Below are 15777 nucleotides of genomic sequence, written 5' to 3' on the forward strand. Positions count from 1 at the left end.
CTTTGCTGCACAAACCTACCTTTAAGGGCTTATTCAGTAATATCATTCTCAAATGAATAAGCCTACATCTCAAACTTGTCATACAACACATTGCTCTTCTTATAATCAAGCATTAATTCATTGAGGGCACATCTCGATTTGGTTTGATCCAGCTACCGAATAGTATATTGAGGCCAAAGGCAAACAAGAGAGAAATCAAACGTATTCCAATACAGCGATTCAGCTGCCTCATGATTAAAACTCTATTTCGACTCTCTTTACACATGCTTATAGGCTTTATTCAGCGCCTTATTCAGCTCTGTGGTTTGAATTGGGCAGCACTGAATATTAGTGATATTCGTATTCCATACTTGGCAGATGACAAAAGTATATTGATATTGTGATTAGTGATCAAAAACCTCGGGATGGGCTTCCTTGCGCATTACACTGCTCATCATTCACTCTACTGGGTTGAAGTTTTTAGGTGGGTGAAGGAAAGCGTAAGGAATAGCAGCCTGACTATCGTCGACTATGGCATAAATTACATGTTGGTATCGGCGCCAAAACTCTCCAAATACATGCTATCCAGTTAACGACGAACAAGATCAGTGATTCATCAGTACTTGATGATTTACTCGAGCAAATTCCATTTCAGATCGACAAGCACAGCGGTGATTTCACTAAAATCATTGTATCCCATGCTAAAACTTTCATAAAAAAAGCCTCGAAAGAGGCTTTTTTGAATTTAAGTATATGGGTTTATAACGAAGATATTTAGAGATTTAAGACGTCGCTGGGTGAGATAAAACTCGGTTTTGATGGCGCATATCGAGATAGGCAAACAGTGCCGTACCCATGACTAGGCAGATACCCACAACACATGCCATATTCCAACCGCCATGATGCCATGCATAAATGCCCAGCGCAGAACCGCACGCACCGCCAATAAAGTAGCTGGTCATATAGATGGAGTTAATTCGAGATTTGGCATCGGGGCGTAAACGAAAAATAATATTTTGATTACTTGAATGAATGGTGGCTAGACCTAAATTCATCATGGCAAAACCAAAAATATAGCTCCACAAATAACTTGCACCCATGTAGAGAAATATCCATGCACAGGACAATATTAAAATGCCCGCCCACGTAATGACCTTGCTATAACCGCGATCTGCGATTTGTCCAATTTTTTTGGTGGACAGTGCCCCAAATACACCTGCTAAAGCAATGAAGCCGACCATGACATCTGGAAGTTGAAATGAGGTAGTCATCAAAATCGCGATGGTCGAAAACAAAATACTCATGGTAGCAAAAGCGAATGCTCCAATGAGGGAGCGATAGACCAAACGACGTTCTTCAACCAACAATACACACATGGAGCGAAAAATACTAAGGTAACTCATTTTTGAGCTGGCAATAAAAGGCAGTCGCGCACTTAAGACCACTGCGACAATAAGCATCAAAATGCCACTGACAATGTAAATCAATTTCCAATGAAATAGATTGGACAGTAATCCAGCCAAACTGGTCGAGAGTAAAATACCGACCAATAGTCCGCTCATCAGCAACCCAACGACTTCACCTGTTCTTTCATGTTTTACCGCCATCGTGGCAAAGGGGATAAGAATTTGTGCGGCCACTGAAAATAAACCAGTAATAATCGTGCCAATCCAGAGCATGGGTAAATTCACTGAAAATGCGCAAATGAATAATCCAATTGAGGCGCAAAACATCAGTAATGGAATAAATTTGGTTTTATTGAGAATATCGCCCATCGGAACAATAAGCAGTAAGCCAATGGCGTAGGAAATTTGCGCGAAGGTCACCGTGAGTGCAACACTAGACTCGGATGCTTGAAAATAGAGTTGAATCGAATGAATCAGTGGCTGAGAATAATAGTTTGCCCCTGCACAAATTCCACAGGCAATCGCCATGAGCCACAACAGCGCTTTATCTTCATGAATATCTAAAGGATTTTCCATCGAACGAGATTACTTCCTATATTTGAACCGCTATTTCTCTGATTTAATTCGCATACGCTGTAGCATCAATTTCAATCAACATCTCTGGTTTAGCTAAACAGGGAACTGGAATAAGTGTACAAGTCGGAAAATCCAGACCTGACCATATTTCGCGAACATGATTGATGAGGGTTTCATGTTTTTCACTATTATGATTTACCACTAATATTTTTAATACGGCCACATCAGAAAAAATACAGTTTACAGCGCTGAGTACAAGTTTGATATTGAGAAATGTTTGTTGTACTTGATCTTGAAATACAGTAGATAAGTTTCCTTGAGTATCTTCTCCACTTTGACCCGAAATATGGATAATTCTTGAAAAATGGGTGATTTCTGCAATATGGCTATAACCATAAACTTTAGGATCATAAAGCGTTTCTGGGTTAATGATCTTAAATGCGCTATTTTGTTGCTTTGGATTGTTCATACAAAAAACCATCAATGAGATTTAAGTATTTGCTAGTATCAAAGCTCAAGCTAACCTGAGGTCAAGCCTTATATGGAAGAAAAGTTAAAACAATGGATGACCATTGGGGAGTTGGCTCAACGTAGTGGAGTGAGTGTACCTAACCTTAGATTTTATGAAGAAAAAAAATTGATTTGGAGTTTAAGAACAGAAGGTAACCAGAGGCGCTATCAACGTGCAATGTTACGCCGTATTGCAATTGTCAAAATTGCTCAACAGGTCGGTATGACTTTGGCTGAAGTGGAGAAGGCTTTTAGCGCATTACCCAAAGATAAAATTGCGAGTAAAACAGATTGGCATAATATGTCCAAGCAATGGCGAAACGACTTGGACGCAAAAATCATTTATCTTTTACAACTGCGAAACCAATTAGATTGGTGTATCGGCTGCGGGTGTTTATCTCAAGACGAATGTCCTTTACGTAATCCGGAAGATCAACTGGGGCGCGAATCGGCAGGAGTACATTTTAGAGAGATTTTACTTAAAGTGGGAAGTTTGGATCAAGACAAAGCGCTTAATAAATCGAAGCATGATCCCAAGTGAATCTTAAAAGCAAAAAATATCGGGACTAATGAACTAATTTCTTTTTGGATAGCGTGATCATCATCACCCCGATAATGTTCAAGGCACAGCCAAACCATTGGACATGATTCATCGTTTCACCTAGAAACAAAGTGGCTAAAATGATGGTGAGAATAGGACCAATAGATGCAATCATGGCAGTTTGAGATGCACCCAAGCGCGCGATACTTTGTGCCACAAAAATAGTCGGTAACACTGTCACTGCCAAACCTAAAGCGATGCCATACCAGATCACGCTCGAGGGGAGCTGAGCGAGCAGTCCAATAGGGTCGGGTGTTGCGATTAGGTAATGGGTGAGGGTCCCTATACACGCAACGGTCAAGGCAAGACCTGTAAAGTTCCACGAACCAAACTTTTGAATGAGGCGAGGAGTAAGCAATAAATAACAAGCAAAGCTGACTGCACTGGCGAATACAAAACTCACCCCCAGCCAAAAATGACGCTCATGAGATACATTGCTTTGTTCTTGCAACATCACAATGACCGTACCGCCATAGCTCAGTGCAATGGCAAAGATGCTTTTTAAGCGTAGCCCTTGCTTATAAATGATGCTCGATGCAATGACAGTTAATGTGGGATATAAAAATAAAATAATGCGTTCAAGCGAGGCACTGATGTACATCAGACCAATGAAATCTAACCAGCTCGATAGGTAATATCCGATAAGACCCGCAAGAATTAACAGTAACCAATCTGCACGTTGAATACCGCGATTATGCTGACGGTTAAACCAACACAGCAGTAAAAAAAATGGCAAAGCGCTTGCCATGCGTAAGGCTAAAAGTGTGGTTCCATCAACCAAAGGGGACAGTGCATAGGCTTGCTTAATAAATATGGCTTTGGTGCTAAATAAGAATGCAGCGGCAATCGCGAACAAAGAGCCTAACTGTGTTTTGCTTAATGAGATGTTCATTGCTGTAAACCAGATCAGTTAGACGAGTTCAGCTTAAGCCACTGAGCGGATAATTTCAGTATAGGGGCATTGAACCCAGATAAAAAATTCAAAAAATTGATCGACTGCATAACTTGTAGGAATGGATGGTTCAAATTATGATCTAAATTGTTTTTGCACGTAGGTTAATGTCCTAGTACGTTGAATTGTTAACTTGCTGCACTTATTTGGTGCAAACAATCATCTATGCGTTTGAATATCAATCTAAAAAATACAAAAGTAGCTTTTTTGAATCTTTTTCATGAGCTTTGTAAAGCAAATTTTCAAAGCAACGGCTGTGCAACTCGCCACTGAAAAAATATTTGTAGCGTGGAATAGCCAAAAACAATGAATTGACCGATCTGACAGAGATTTGAATAAATTTGGATCAATAAAAATATTTAAAACTGGTTGAAATTGTCACAAAAGCAAATGCTTGGATATAACTTATCTGAAACATTGGGTATGAGTGGGTTTAAGGGGGTGTTATTGAGATTGACAGCTTTGCCCAATTGAGGTCAAAAAATGTCACAAAGATCAACGCTTTTTCAATTCGATTTGCCTACACTCAAAAAATCGACTCAGAATAAGAATTAAACAATTTCTTGGTCTTTAATTTGTGTTATGAATAGTCAGTGTTGATAAAAAATAGACGATATAGAATATATATTTTCATGATGTTTATGAACCTGTCAGTTCAAAATGATGGTATTTATTAAATAAATATTGGGTGGTATTTTAAAAAAGTTCAATTAGAATCCAAAAATTCACATGAATAACGTCTGGGGGAATGTTGCGGTTTTGCAACATTTACTTTAAGAATAATTAGCTTGAGGAATGCTCATGCAGATCGGAATCCCTACCGAAACTGCCGTCGGTGAAAGTCGTATCGCCGCTACGCCAGAAACAGTAAAGAAGCTCGTTAGTGCGGGTCATACAGTGCTTATACAACGTGGTGCAGGTGTGAAAGCTGCCTATATTGATAGCGCGTATGAACAAGTTGGCGCCACCTTAGTGGATGATGCCTACAGCGGTAGCCAATTGATTTTGAAAGTTCGCGCACCACAAGGCAGTGAAATTCAAAAGCTTGCAGCCAATACTGCTGTGGTTGCGATGTTTGATCCCTATCGAAATACGGAACTGGAACAGTTCGCGACTCAAAATGTCTCTGCATTTGCACTTGAGCTTTTGCCTCGAACACTTTCTCGTGCACAAAACATGGATGTGTTGTCTTCTCAAGCCAACTTGGCAGGCTATAAATCTGTACTGTTGGCAGCAGCAGAATACCAACGTATGTTCCCTATGCTCATGACTGCTGCAGGCACAGTTAAACCCGCACGTGTCGTGATCATGGGTGTGGGTGTTGCAGGTCTACAAGCCATTGCAACGGCGAAGCGTTTAGGTGCGATTGTTGAAGCAACAGATTTGCGTCCAACTGCACGTGACCAAGTGGAATCGCTCGGTGGTAAGTGGCTTGACGTTCCCATGTCTGATGAAGAAAAACAAAAAGCAGCTGATGCGGCAAAAAATGGTTATGGCTGGATGCCGGGTGAGCAATACATCAAGGATCAAGCTGCAATTGTGGATAAAGCCGTATCGAATGCAGATATTGTGATTACCACGGCATTGTTGCCGGGTCGTGATGCACCGCGTCTAATTCGTGCGGAAACTGTTGCGAAAATGAAACCGGGTTCAGTCATTTTAGATATGGCGGTTGAATCTGGCGGTAACGTTGAAGGTTCTGTTTGCGGTGAAAACGTCGTGACTGCCAATGGCGTGAAAATTTTGGGTATTCCGAATATTCCAGCCACCGTGTCGACCGAAGCTTCAGCTTTGTATGCACGTAACGTATTTAATTTTGTAGAAACGCTTTTTGATCAAGATAAGAATTTTAAGATCAATCAAGAAGATGAAATTCAGAAAGCACTGCTTGTCACGCATAGCGGTCAAGTCCTGTTAAAACGTGGTTAAGGAGACTAATCATGGTTGAAACAATTACAATTTTTGTCCTTGCAATCTTCGTAGGTTATTACGTGGTTTGGGGTGTGACGCCTGCATTACATACGCCACTGATGGCAGTGACCAATGCACTTTCTTCAATCATTATCGTGGGTGCGATGATTCAAACTGTGGGCTTACCTGTGATGGGTGTAGAGGGCAGTGTGGATTTTCAAACCATTAACGTGGTGAGTGTATTGGGTGCAATTGCGGTATTTTTGGCAAGTATTAATATTTTTGGTGGCTTTGCAGTAACTGCACGTATGCTCGAAATGTTTAAACCTAAGCAAAAGAAAAAAGAGGGTTAAACCATGGAATTTATTCGAGATTATGCAGACTGGTTTTACCTTATTGGCGCTGTTCTTTTCATTCTAACGCTTCGTGGTTTATCTGGTCCTAAAACAGCCATTCAAGGTAACCGCTACGGCATGATCGCTATGGCGATTGCAGTACTGACCACATTCTTTGTCGCAGATAATCCTGTGGTTTGGATGATCGTTGGTGCAATGGTGCTTGGTGCTGTTGTGGGTATTGCACGTGCACGGACTGTTCCAATGACGCAGATGCCTGAAACCGTGGCATTGATGCATTCACTGGTGGGTTTGGCTGCGGTACTCATTGCAATTGCGGCGATTATTCACAACAATAAATTGATTGAATTGGGTCCAGATTTGCTCTCTGCAAATGGTGTGGATTTTCATGAAATGAGTCGCGTTCATTTATTTGAACTGTTTGTGGGTTGTTTTGTTGGTGCAATTACCTTTACGGCTTCAGTTTTTGCCTATGGTAAATTGGCTGCTAAAAAATGGGCAAAAACCATTTCGGGAACATGGGTTAAACCTGTACAAGCTGTTATCTTCCTTGCGATGCTGGGTTTTGGTATTCACTTCTTCTTGACCGGTAATCTAAATTCTTTCTGGGTAATGACGGGGCTTGCACTTGCATTTGGTTGGGTGTGGATTGCACCGGTGGGTGGTGGTGATATGCCAGTGGTGGTGTCACTCCTCAACTCATTCTCAGGTTGGGCTGCGGCAGGGATTGGTTTTACTTTAGAAAACAATATGCTGATTGTGGCAGGTTCGCTGGTGGGTTCATCAGGTGCAATTTTGTCTTATATTATGTGTAAAGCTATGAACCGTTCAATCATCAATGTACTGTTTGGGGGGGCAATGGGTGGAACAGCGGTCGTTGCGGATACAGGTGATAAAGTTCAACGTAATCATCGCTCTGGTTCTGCAGATGATGCTGGCTTCCTTATGTCAAATGCGGACAGTGTGGTGATTGTGCCAGGTTATGGTATGGCGCAAGGCCGTGCACAAAATGCCGTGAAAGAGCTTGCAAACTTGTTGAAAGAACAAGGGGTGACTGTTCGTTTTGCCATTCACCCTGTTGCAGGTCGTATGCCGGGTCATATGAATGTACTTTTGGCTGAAGCGGATGTCGCGTATGAAGACATCTTGGAAATGGATGAGATTAACTCAGACTTCCCAGCAACGGATGTTGTGCTTGTGATTGGTGCGAATGATGTGGTTAACCCTGCAGCAAAAGATGATCCAACGTCACCGATCTATGGCATGCCAATTTTGGAGGCGCATAAAGCACGTACCATTATGGTGATCAAGCGTTCTATGGCGACAGGTTATGCAGGTTTAGACAATGACTTGTTCTATAACGACAAGACCATGATGATCTTTGGTGATGCGAAGAAAGTGGTCGAAGATATGACCAAAGCCATTAATGGGAATGGTCACTAAGACTTGCATGTTAATCGGTTAACTTTTCGCTGAAAGGCTGATGTATCTCTTCGTCTTTCTTCAAAGATGAAACTTAAAAATATCTACAGTAAATAGTTATAGAGAAAATAAAAAACCACCTTCGGGTGGTTTTTTATTTTCAGTATTCGCATTTCACATTTTTTAATGTCTTTAGAGCAGACATTAAAAAAGCGACTTCAAGTCGCTTTTAAAATTTTTTACGCTACAGATTCTGCTGTATTGCGCCATAAGCTTTCTAGATCATAGAATTTACGTGCAGTAGGAAGCATTAAATGAACTACAACGAAACCTAGATCAACAAGGATCCATTCTGCATCGCTTTCACCTTCGACACCAATCGGGCGAAAACCAGCTTTACGTGCTTCTTCAGCAACGTTGTTAGCCAATGCTTTCACATGACGGGTAGATGTGCCAGATGCAATCACGATAGCATCCGCAACATTACTAATCGCACTGATATCCATAACCGTGATATCTTTAGCTTTTACGTCTAGCAATGCCTCTTGTACAACTTTCAAACAAGTTTGTACGTCTTTAGATTGAGAATTCATTGAGAGTTCGTGAGAATTAGAAGCGCCGGGCGATGGTTCTAAATTCATGAGAAGTGTTTTTTCCTGACTATAACTCAATCTATAACTATAGCGCTTTTATGTAAAAAATTCAAATTTAGCGTTGAATAATTGATTAAGCGCTTATTTTGCAAAGTAATTATTTTTCCAAGCAAAAGATGCAGCTGAATCTGATATGGGTTTATATTCAGCGGCGACATATCCTAAGTATGAACTTGTCTTTAAATACTCAAAAATTTCCTGAAAATGGATGTCTGCTGTGTCGGGTTGATGGCGTCCCGGGCAGTCTGCAAACTGGATATGACCAATCTGTGCAATATTTTCTTTGAGTGCGTCCAGTACATTTTCTTGCATCATCGCCATATGGTAGCAATCAAACTGCATTTTCAAGGCAGGGTGTTGTACCGCTTCTAACATTTCTTGTGCTTGTGCGATGTTTTGTATCAAGAAGCGAGGCATATCGATACCATTGATCATTTCAAACACAGGTTGAATGCGATATTGAGCCAGTTTCAAACAGGCATATTTTAAGTTGTTTGCGAGGGTATTCAGACAGGGTAACAGGTCTGCATCAATAGGTTGTTTACCTGCTAAAATATTCACTTGTGGTACAGCAAGTGCCGTTGCATACTCAATGGCAAGCTCAAGCGCTTGGCTAAATTGAACTTCGGCCCCAGGGACCCCTGCTATGCCATTACCTCCCTGCATCAAATCCCCAGCAGGGACGTTGATCAGACAAAGTGTTAAATGGTGCAGATCGAGTTGTGTACGAATATCAGCAATGCTGAGCTCATAAGGAAACTGAATTTCAACTGTGGAAAATCCATGTTTAGCCGCCAACGCAAAGCGCTCGATCAGTGGCACTTCAGTAAAAATCATGGATAAGTTAACCGCGAGTTGAATCATGTGAGTGCCTCATGCAAAAGCGTTGTCAATGTTATTTTTCGACGTGTTGAATCATGGTTGCTAAATCTGTTTCAGCAAACCCGTGCTGTTGATGCGCATCGAGCTGTGCTAAAGCTTGCTTGGCAACGGGAATATTTAAATCATACTGTTTCGCCAGTTGAACGGCATTGTTCAAGTCTTTAGACAGCGTTTTGACTTTCCATTGCACGGGTTCAAACTGATGCGCTGCCATACGCGGCGCTAAAATTTGAAAGGGTTTCGAGTCTGCAAAACCATCTGCTAGTGCAGGGGCAAGTAAGGTGGTATCTACACCTGCTTGCTGCGCCAGCGCTACCGCCTCTGCAATGAGCGTGCTATTTGCTGCAACAATCAACTGATTGCATATTTTGGTGGCTTGCCCCGTGCCTGTTTCCCCCATGCGTGTCACACGTTGTGAGAGCACAGTATAAATTGAGCTTAATTGTTCAATTTTGGCTGAATCACCGCCTGCGAAAACGACCAAACTGCCATTTTCCGCACCTGCTGTGCCACCTGATACAGGAGAGTCAATCCATGTTACGCCGTATTGATCAGCCTGTTCTGCCAAAACCTGGGTTTTACCCACAGACAGACTGGAGAAATCCACAAGAATTTGATCGGGCTGTAAATAGTTTTTGATTTGATCGAAAACGCTTTGCACAGCGTGATCATCAGACAGACACAGTAAAATCACGGGATAGGATGCAATGTTATTCAGTTGAAGCGCCTCAGCTCCGTTATCGATTAAAGGCTCGCAGGCACTGGCGGTTCTGTTCCATACCGCAACCTCATAACCTGCTTGAATCAAACGCGTCGCCATACGGCTACCCATTAAACCCATACCTAAAAAAGCAATCTTGCTCTTCACACTCAAACTCATGCTGCACCTATGTTATTTATATTGGCGAGGTAAAAATTCGATGTCTGGATTTTTGTCTTTTTTGCGGGCAATTTGACTGTTTTTTCCCAAAAGAAGTTTTAACTGCCAAATTTTCTCTAAACGTAAAGATTTTTGCGGACTGTGCTCCATGGCATCGAGCACCTGTTTTACCGCTGCAAGCGCATCTGGCGAGCGCTGCATCATTTCTTCGGCAAGAAGCTCAGCTTTCTCAAGTGGTGTTTCGGCTAAATGCGTGACTAAACCGATGTCTTTGGCATATTCAGCATTAAAAATACGTGCCGTGAGTGACAGTTCTTTGGCTAAATCCACCCCAATAATGCCTTTAATTGAACGGGTTAAGCCCATATCGGGCACCAAGCCCCAGCGCGTTTCCATAATCGACATTTGCGTTTGAGGGTGGGCAATACGAATATCTGCGGCCAGTGCCAACTGCATGCCTGCGCCAAAACAGTAACCTTCAATTGCGGCAATGACTGGAACAGGAAGTTCTTGCCAGATCAGAAAGGCTTTTTGAAATAAGCTCTGACCGGGTTTAATCAGCTCCCAAGCGGCATAGGCTCTATTCTTAGGATTGTTTAAATCTGCAAGGTCAATCCCCGCACTAAACACAGATGCTTCACCAGTTAAAATCACACAGCGAATACTTCGATCTTTTTGAATCTTTTTTGCGGTGGTCACCAGTTCTTGTAATAGGGCAAAACTCATCGCATTGCGTTTATCAGGACGGTTCAAATAGACCGTTGCAATGCCATTCTTTTTTTCGATGCGCAGTAAAGCCATGATTCCTACTCTTGATTATTGTTCCAGGGGGTCAAGCATAGCATGTGTATTTCTGACTGACATGACAGGGCAGTCACGCAAAAATGCCCGCTTGGCAAGGCATTCATTTCTACATTGAACATTCGGGTTTATGCGTTAAAGATATGCTTGGCTGCATTTTCAACCTGTTCAATCGCATGTTGTAGCTGAGTCAAGCGATCGAAAGTGCCTTGAATAAAATGCTCATCCGCTTTACGTCTTTCTTTACGCAAAATTGATAGGTATTGTTCAAATTCACCCGTGATCTGTTGCAGCTGCGGCGTGCCCACATAACGTGTGGCGCCATACAGTCGATGTAAAACATGCTCGAGCTGTGGGAAATCTTCCATTTCAATGAGTTGTTCAATTTCATGCAGTTCGGTCGGAAAGCTATCGACTAGCATTTTCAATAAATCTTGGGCTAAATCTTCTTTATTGGCCGCCAATTGAATCGATTGATTCCAATCCAAAATACTGCTGTCTAAGCTTTCAATTCGTAACACTTTGTCTTGGGTTTTCAGTGGACTGATAAATTTATCACTGGTCCACTGCGTCAAGATATGAATAATTTGATCCATTTGAATCGGCTTGGTGACATAGTCATCCATGCCAACTTTAAGTAATTTTTGTTTTTCATCAGCCAAAGCATGTGCAGTCAGCGCAATAATGGGAATACGCATGCCTTCAATGGTTGATTCTAGTGAGCGAATGGCTCGGGTGGTATCAATTCCAGACATCACTGGCATTTGAATGTCCATAAAAATTAAATCAAACGGTTTTTCTTTGTTTTGAATTCCTTTTTGCAAGATCTGTAAAGCCTCTTGCCCACTTTGCGCTTTGGTGGTGTGGACATTAATTTCACCGAGTAAAGCTTCGAGGACGATCAAGTTCGGTAAATGATCATCCACCGCCAAAATGTGGAGATCGAGTGCTTTGAAATCATCATGGGGTTCAAGCTCAAAGACTGGTTTATTTTCTAACAGTTGAATCAGTGAAGTGCGACTTAAGGGTTGATACAATGGACGCGCTTTGTATTCATTGAGCATGTTGAGATCTAATACCATTTGATAGCCATACACCGCCAAATGACCGTGATAACGCCCACGAATTTCTTTGAGTAAGGCTTCCGAATCGCCACTGTGATCCACAATCAGCCATGTGTTTTCAGCATCAAGTTTCTGCGAATTAAGGCGACTGAATAAATCTAAAATAGAAGGCGATTCAGTATGTTGTACTTGATAGTTTTCTAAATAATGACGCAGTACATTGGCTGTTGCAGGGTGTGCCAAATATGAGACAACGTGTATATCTTTAAAGACTGGATGCAGAATTTCTTCTTCATCAACGCTAAATTTAGCGGTAAACCAAAAAGTGGAGCCTTTTTCAGTGGGTGCGCGTTCTTGATTGTCTTCAAAGCCAATTTGACCCTGCATTAAGCTGACCAATTGTTTGGAAATTGCGAGTCCCAAACCTGTTCCACCAAACTGACGCGTAACGGATGCATCACCTTGAGAAAAGGATTCAAACAAACGTTTTCGGTCTGTTCCACTTAAGCCAATACCACTGTCTTGCACACTAAAATGCAGGACACATTGTCCAATATCGTCATGTTCCATCCGCGCACGCACAATGATTTCACCATCGGGGGTGAACTTAATCCCATTTGAAATCAGATTGGTCAGCACTTGCTTAAAGCGTAGCGCATCACCAACGACATGTTTGGGTACAGTGTCAGCATAATAAAATGCCATATCAATTTGCTTTTGTGCAGCCAGCGGAGAAAGCATGTCCATGACATCGAAAATGGCTTCTTCCAAATCGAATGGCGCCGTTTCAAGTTCAAGTTTGCCTGCATCAATTTTAGAGAAGTCTAATACATCGTTAATGAGTGCCAAGAGATGTGCAGAGGATTTTCGAATGGTTTGCAAATACAGACTTTGATCATTGCTGAGATTGTCTTGGCGTAACAGTAAATGAATAAAACCATCAATACTGTTCAGTGGTGTTCTGAGTTCATGACTGATATTCGCCAGAAATACAGACTTGGCTTGGTTGGATGAAATCGCTTGGTCACGGGCTTGTTTATAGGTAATGTTTTGGACTTCAAGCGTATCTAAAGTGCGACGTAAATCATCTTCAGTTTGTTCGGTATGTTCTTTGAGTTCTAAAAAGCTAAAGTGTAATCGTTTCACCACATTGGCAATGTCACGCTGTAACAGTCTCAGCTCACCAGTACTGTTAATCACCATATGCTGATCGAGCGTGTCGACATTTAAACGCTGTAATTGCATACGAATTTCGTACATCGGCGCAATCCAACGTCTTGAATAAAAATTTAAACACAAAAGTAACAGTAAAAGCGTCAGTAAACCGGTGGTAATCAGCACGATAAACACACGATATTGTGAAATGGCCAAGGGCTGATTGTCCAGTTCAATCACCAGCCAGCGTGGGCTTTGATTGGGGGTGTCTAGCTTGATGCCAAAGACATTATTTTTTCGACCATGGATCGGACCAAAAAATGTTTTTTTAGTGGGGAATTTAGGCCAAGTCTGATCACTCTGGTAACCAAAGCTTAAATAATTCTTTTGATTTTGATCTAAAATGGCAGCGCTGATTAAATACTTTTCATTAAACATTCTTTGTAAAATGCTTTGCGCATAAGTGTGCTGTTTCGGGTCTTCGGACGCATTCAGCATCAATACAATTTGTTCGGTGCTGTATTTATGTCGACTCAAAATCGCATTGGCTGCAAATTTTTGTTCTGATTTTGCTGAATTGGATGTTTCGCTTAAAACCAGCGCAGAACCCACACTTGCCAGTACCGCAATAGGCACAAAAATGAGCGCAATAAGTTGCCCATACGCATGATTGAGTTTTAAGCGATTGAAGAGTTTTTTATTAAAATTCGACATGTGTAGAGTGACCCATTCCCCATTTGGGGGATATTAGCATGCTTTATAAAAATGGCGGCGCTTTAATCACATCCAATAAAAAGCCTGTGAAGTTAATGCAGAAGGGTGCTTTTTTTCATACAATAGCGCTACCTCGATCTAGGTGCAAATAATGAGTAACACACAACCTGATTTCTTAGCAGACGAATTTTTGTTAGACCATTATGTCGGGAAAACGCCATTGGTCAGGCTGCAGCGTCTGGCGAGTCATACTCAAGCGACTCTACTTGCAAAACTGGAAGGGAATAATCCAGCAGGTTCTGTGAAAGATCGTCCTGCCTATAACATGATTATGCAAGCTGAAAAGCGTGGACAGATTAAACTGGGTGATACACTGATTGAGGCAACCAGCGGAAATACCGGCATTGCACTGGCAATGGTGGCAGCAATGCGTGGTTATCAAATGAAGCTGATCATGCCTGCAAGTTCTAGCCAAGAGCGTAAAGACGCGATGCGGGCATATGGCGCAGAGTTGATTGATGCTGAAAATATGGAACAAGCGCGGGATATGGCGCTTCAGATGGAAAAAGACGGATTAGGCTTGGTACTGAACCAGTTTGGAAATCCTGACAATGTTGAGGCGCATTATCTCACCACAGGTCCTGAAATTTGGCAGCAAACTGGAGGTAAAATTACCCATTTCGTGAGTTCCATGGGAACCACGGGCACGATCATGGGGATTTCAAAATATTTGAAAGAACAAAATCCTGATATTCAAATTATTGGTTTACAGCCTTCAGAAGGTTCAAATATTGCCGGTATTCGCCGTTGGCCTCAAGAATATTTACCGACCATTTTTGATGCGAAGCGTGTTGATCAAATTATGGATATCCCGCAAATTGAAGCGGAGAAAACCGCACGTAGTCTGGCACGAAAAGAAGGCATTAGTGCCGGAACTTCTTCTGGCGGTGCAGTGTGGGCCTCAGTGAAAATTGCTGAACAGCATCCAGATGCTGTGATTGTCTGCATTGTGTGTGATCGCGGTGATCGCTATTTATCGACAGGACTTTTTTCTGTTGAAGATGAAGAATAATGAAAAGAGAATAAATTATGCGCTTACCTGTTTTGGTGTTTGATATTGAAACATTGACCGACCTCAAATCAGGAGCGCATTTATACGGCTTAGATTTGCCTCAGGAGAGTTTGGACAGTGCCTTAACTAAGCTGCGCCGTCAGGAATCTGGTTCGGAGTTTCAGCGTTTACCTTTACATGAAATTGTCTGTATCTCAGGGCTGTGGATTGATGAAAAAGGAGTAATGACCTTATTTTCATTTAGCCAAGAACAGTGGTCTGAAGCTGAAATTTTACAGAAATTTTTGTCGATTTTTGATAAACGCAATCCGACTTTAATCAGTTGGAATGGTTCGCAATTTGATTTGCCTGTGATTTTATTTCGTGCCATGTATCATGGACTCTCTGCACCGAGTTTATTTGATCAAGGCGAAATTGATTCGCAAAAGCGTTATAATAATTATCAGAACCGTTATCACCATCGTCATGTCGATTTAATGGATTTAATGGCCATGTTTAATGGGCGTAATTTTCAAAAATTGGATGACATTGCTTACTTACTGGGTTATCCAGGTAAACGGGGTAAGACTGGCTATTATATTCCTGAATATGTTCGCACTCAGCAGTGGTTAGAACTCACCAGCTATTGTGAAGGTGATGTGCTTAATACGTGGTTGGTTTACTTGCGCTTCCTATTGCTCAAAGGGCAAATTTTGCCTGAAGACCATCGTTTATGGATTCAAGCCACGATTCATTATTTACAAGGTCAGCCGCAGCAGAAAGATTTTTTGCGCGTTTGGCAAGAAAGTTCGATTCAAACTGATTTTACAGCATCAGATTTCCCTGTACCCCAACATTAGGTTA

The 15777-nt window shown here is 41.8% G+C and carries 14 protein-coding genes and 1 pseudogene; 7 read left to right on the forward strand and 8 right to left on the reverse strand.

What is annotated here, in order from left to right; all coding sequences use genetic code 11:
* Positions 1-52 precede the first annotated feature (52 nt).
* Positions 53-640: pseudogene (locus tag AMD27_RS18990) on the forward strand (transposase); the annotation flags it as partial.
* Between the two features lie 121 nt (positions 641-761).
* Here AMD27_RS18990 and AMD27_RS02555 read toward each other — a convergent pair.
* Positions 762-1961 (reverse strand): MFS transporter, encoded by a 1200-nt coding sequence (locus AMD27_RS02555; protein WP_067655929.1) that lies wholly within the window; start codon positions 1959-1961, stop codon positions 762-764.
* 43 nt (positions 1962-2004) lie between these two features.
* Positions 2005-2430: a RidA family protein gene (locus tag AMD27_RS02560; protein ID WP_067655932.1), complete on the reverse strand. Its 426-nt coding sequence runs from the start codon at positions 2428-2430 to the stop codon at positions 2005-2007.
* A 72-nt stretch (positions 2431-2502) separates the two neighbouring features.
* Between AMD27_RS02560 and soxR the strand changes: the two genes are divergently transcribed.
* Entirely contained in the window at positions 2503-3012 is a 510-nt protein-coding gene (gene soxR, locus AMD27_RS02565) for a redox-sensitive transcriptional activator SoxR (protein ID WP_067655935.1), read from the forward strand.
* Positions 3013-3037: 25 nt separating this feature from the next.
* On the opposite strand, the gene AMD27_RS02570 is transcribed toward soxR, so the two are convergent.
* Positions 3038-3964 carry a DMT family transporter gene (locus tag AMD27_RS02570; RefSeq protein WP_067655938.1) on the reverse strand — a complete coding sequence of 309 codons (927 nt, stop codon included), beginning with the start codon at positions 3962-3964 and terminating at the stop codon, positions 3038-3040.
* 861 nt (positions 3965-4825) lie between these two features.
* Here AMD27_RS02570 and AMD27_RS02575 point away from each other — a divergent pair.
* Genes AMD27_RS02575 through AMD27_RS02585 form a run of 3 tightly spaced genes read left to right on the forward strand, consistent with a single transcriptional unit; the run spans position 4826 to position 7734 of the window.
* Positions 4826-5953 (forward strand): Re/Si-specific NAD(P)(+) transhydrogenase subunit alpha, encoded by a 1128-nt coding sequence (locus AMD27_RS02575; RefSeq protein ID WP_067655941.1) that lies wholly within the window; start codon positions 4826-4828, stop codon positions 5951-5953.
* Positions 5954-5964: 11 nt separating this feature from the next.
* Positions 5965-6288 (forward strand): proton-translocating transhydrogenase family protein, encoded by a 324-nt coding sequence (locus tag AMD27_RS02580; RefSeq protein ID WP_067655944.1) that lies wholly within the window; start codon positions 5965-5967, stop codon positions 6286-6288.
* 3 nt (positions 6289-6291) lie between these two features.
* Positions 6292-7734 (forward strand): NAD(P)(+) transhydrogenase (Re/Si-specific) subunit beta, encoded by a 1443-nt coding sequence (locus tag AMD27_RS02585; protein ID WP_067655947.1) that lies wholly within the window; start codon positions 6292-6294, stop codon positions 7732-7734.
* A gap of 218 nt (positions 7735-7952) precedes the next feature.
* On the opposite strand, the gene rsfS is transcribed toward AMD27_RS02585, so the two are convergent.
* The 5 genes from rsfS to AMD27_RS02610 form a co-directional block, all read right to left on the reverse strand.
* Positions 7953-8354: a ribosome silencing factor gene (rsfS, locus tag AMD27_RS02590; protein WP_067655950.1), complete on the reverse strand. Its 402-nt coding sequence runs from the start codon at positions 8352-8354 to the stop codon at positions 7953-7955.
* Positions 8355-8447: 93 nt separating this feature from the next.
* Positions 8448-9230 (reverse strand): hydroxypyruvate isomerase family protein, encoded by a 783-nt coding sequence (locus AMD27_RS02595; protein ID WP_067655953.1) that lies wholly within the window; start codon positions 9228-9230, stop codon positions 8448-8450.
* Between the two features lie 31 nt (positions 9231-9261).
* The gene (locus tag AMD27_RS02600; RefSeq protein ID WP_067655956.1) at positions 9262-10128 is read right to left on the reverse strand and encodes an NAD(P)-dependent oxidoreductase; all 867 of its coding nucleotides are present in this window, start codon (positions 10126-10128) and stop codon (positions 9262-9264) included.
* Between the two features lie 12 nt (positions 10129-10140).
* Positions 10141-10929 (reverse strand): crotonase/enoyl-CoA hydratase family protein, encoded by a 789-nt coding sequence (locus tag AMD27_RS02605; RefSeq protein WP_067655960.1) that lies wholly within the window; start codon positions 10927-10929, stop codon positions 10141-10143.
* Positions 10930-11057: 128 nt separating this feature from the next.
* The gene (locus AMD27_RS02610; RefSeq protein ID WP_067655963.1) at positions 11058-13862 is read right to left on the reverse strand and encodes a response regulator; all 2805 of its coding nucleotides are present in this window, start codon (positions 13860-13862) and stop codon (positions 11058-11060) included.
* A gap of 151 nt (positions 13863-14013) precedes the next feature.
* Between AMD27_RS02610 and cysM the strand changes: the two genes are divergently transcribed.
* Entirely contained in the window at positions 14014-14934 is a 921-nt protein-coding gene (gene cysM, locus AMD27_RS02615; protein ID WP_067655965.1) for a cysteine synthase CysM, read from the forward strand.
* Between the two features lie 17 nt (positions 14935-14951).
* Positions 14952-15773: a 3'-5' exonuclease gene (locus AMD27_RS02620; protein ID WP_067655969.1), complete on the forward strand. Its 822-nt coding sequence runs from the start codon at positions 14952-14954 to the stop codon at positions 15771-15773.
* Positions 15774-15777: the final 4 nt, after the last annotated feature.

The organism is Acinetobacter sp. TGL-Y2, from assembly GCF_001612555.1.
Classification (GTDB): Bacteria; Pseudomonadota; Gammaproteobacteria; order Pseudomonadales; family Moraxellaceae; genus Acinetobacter.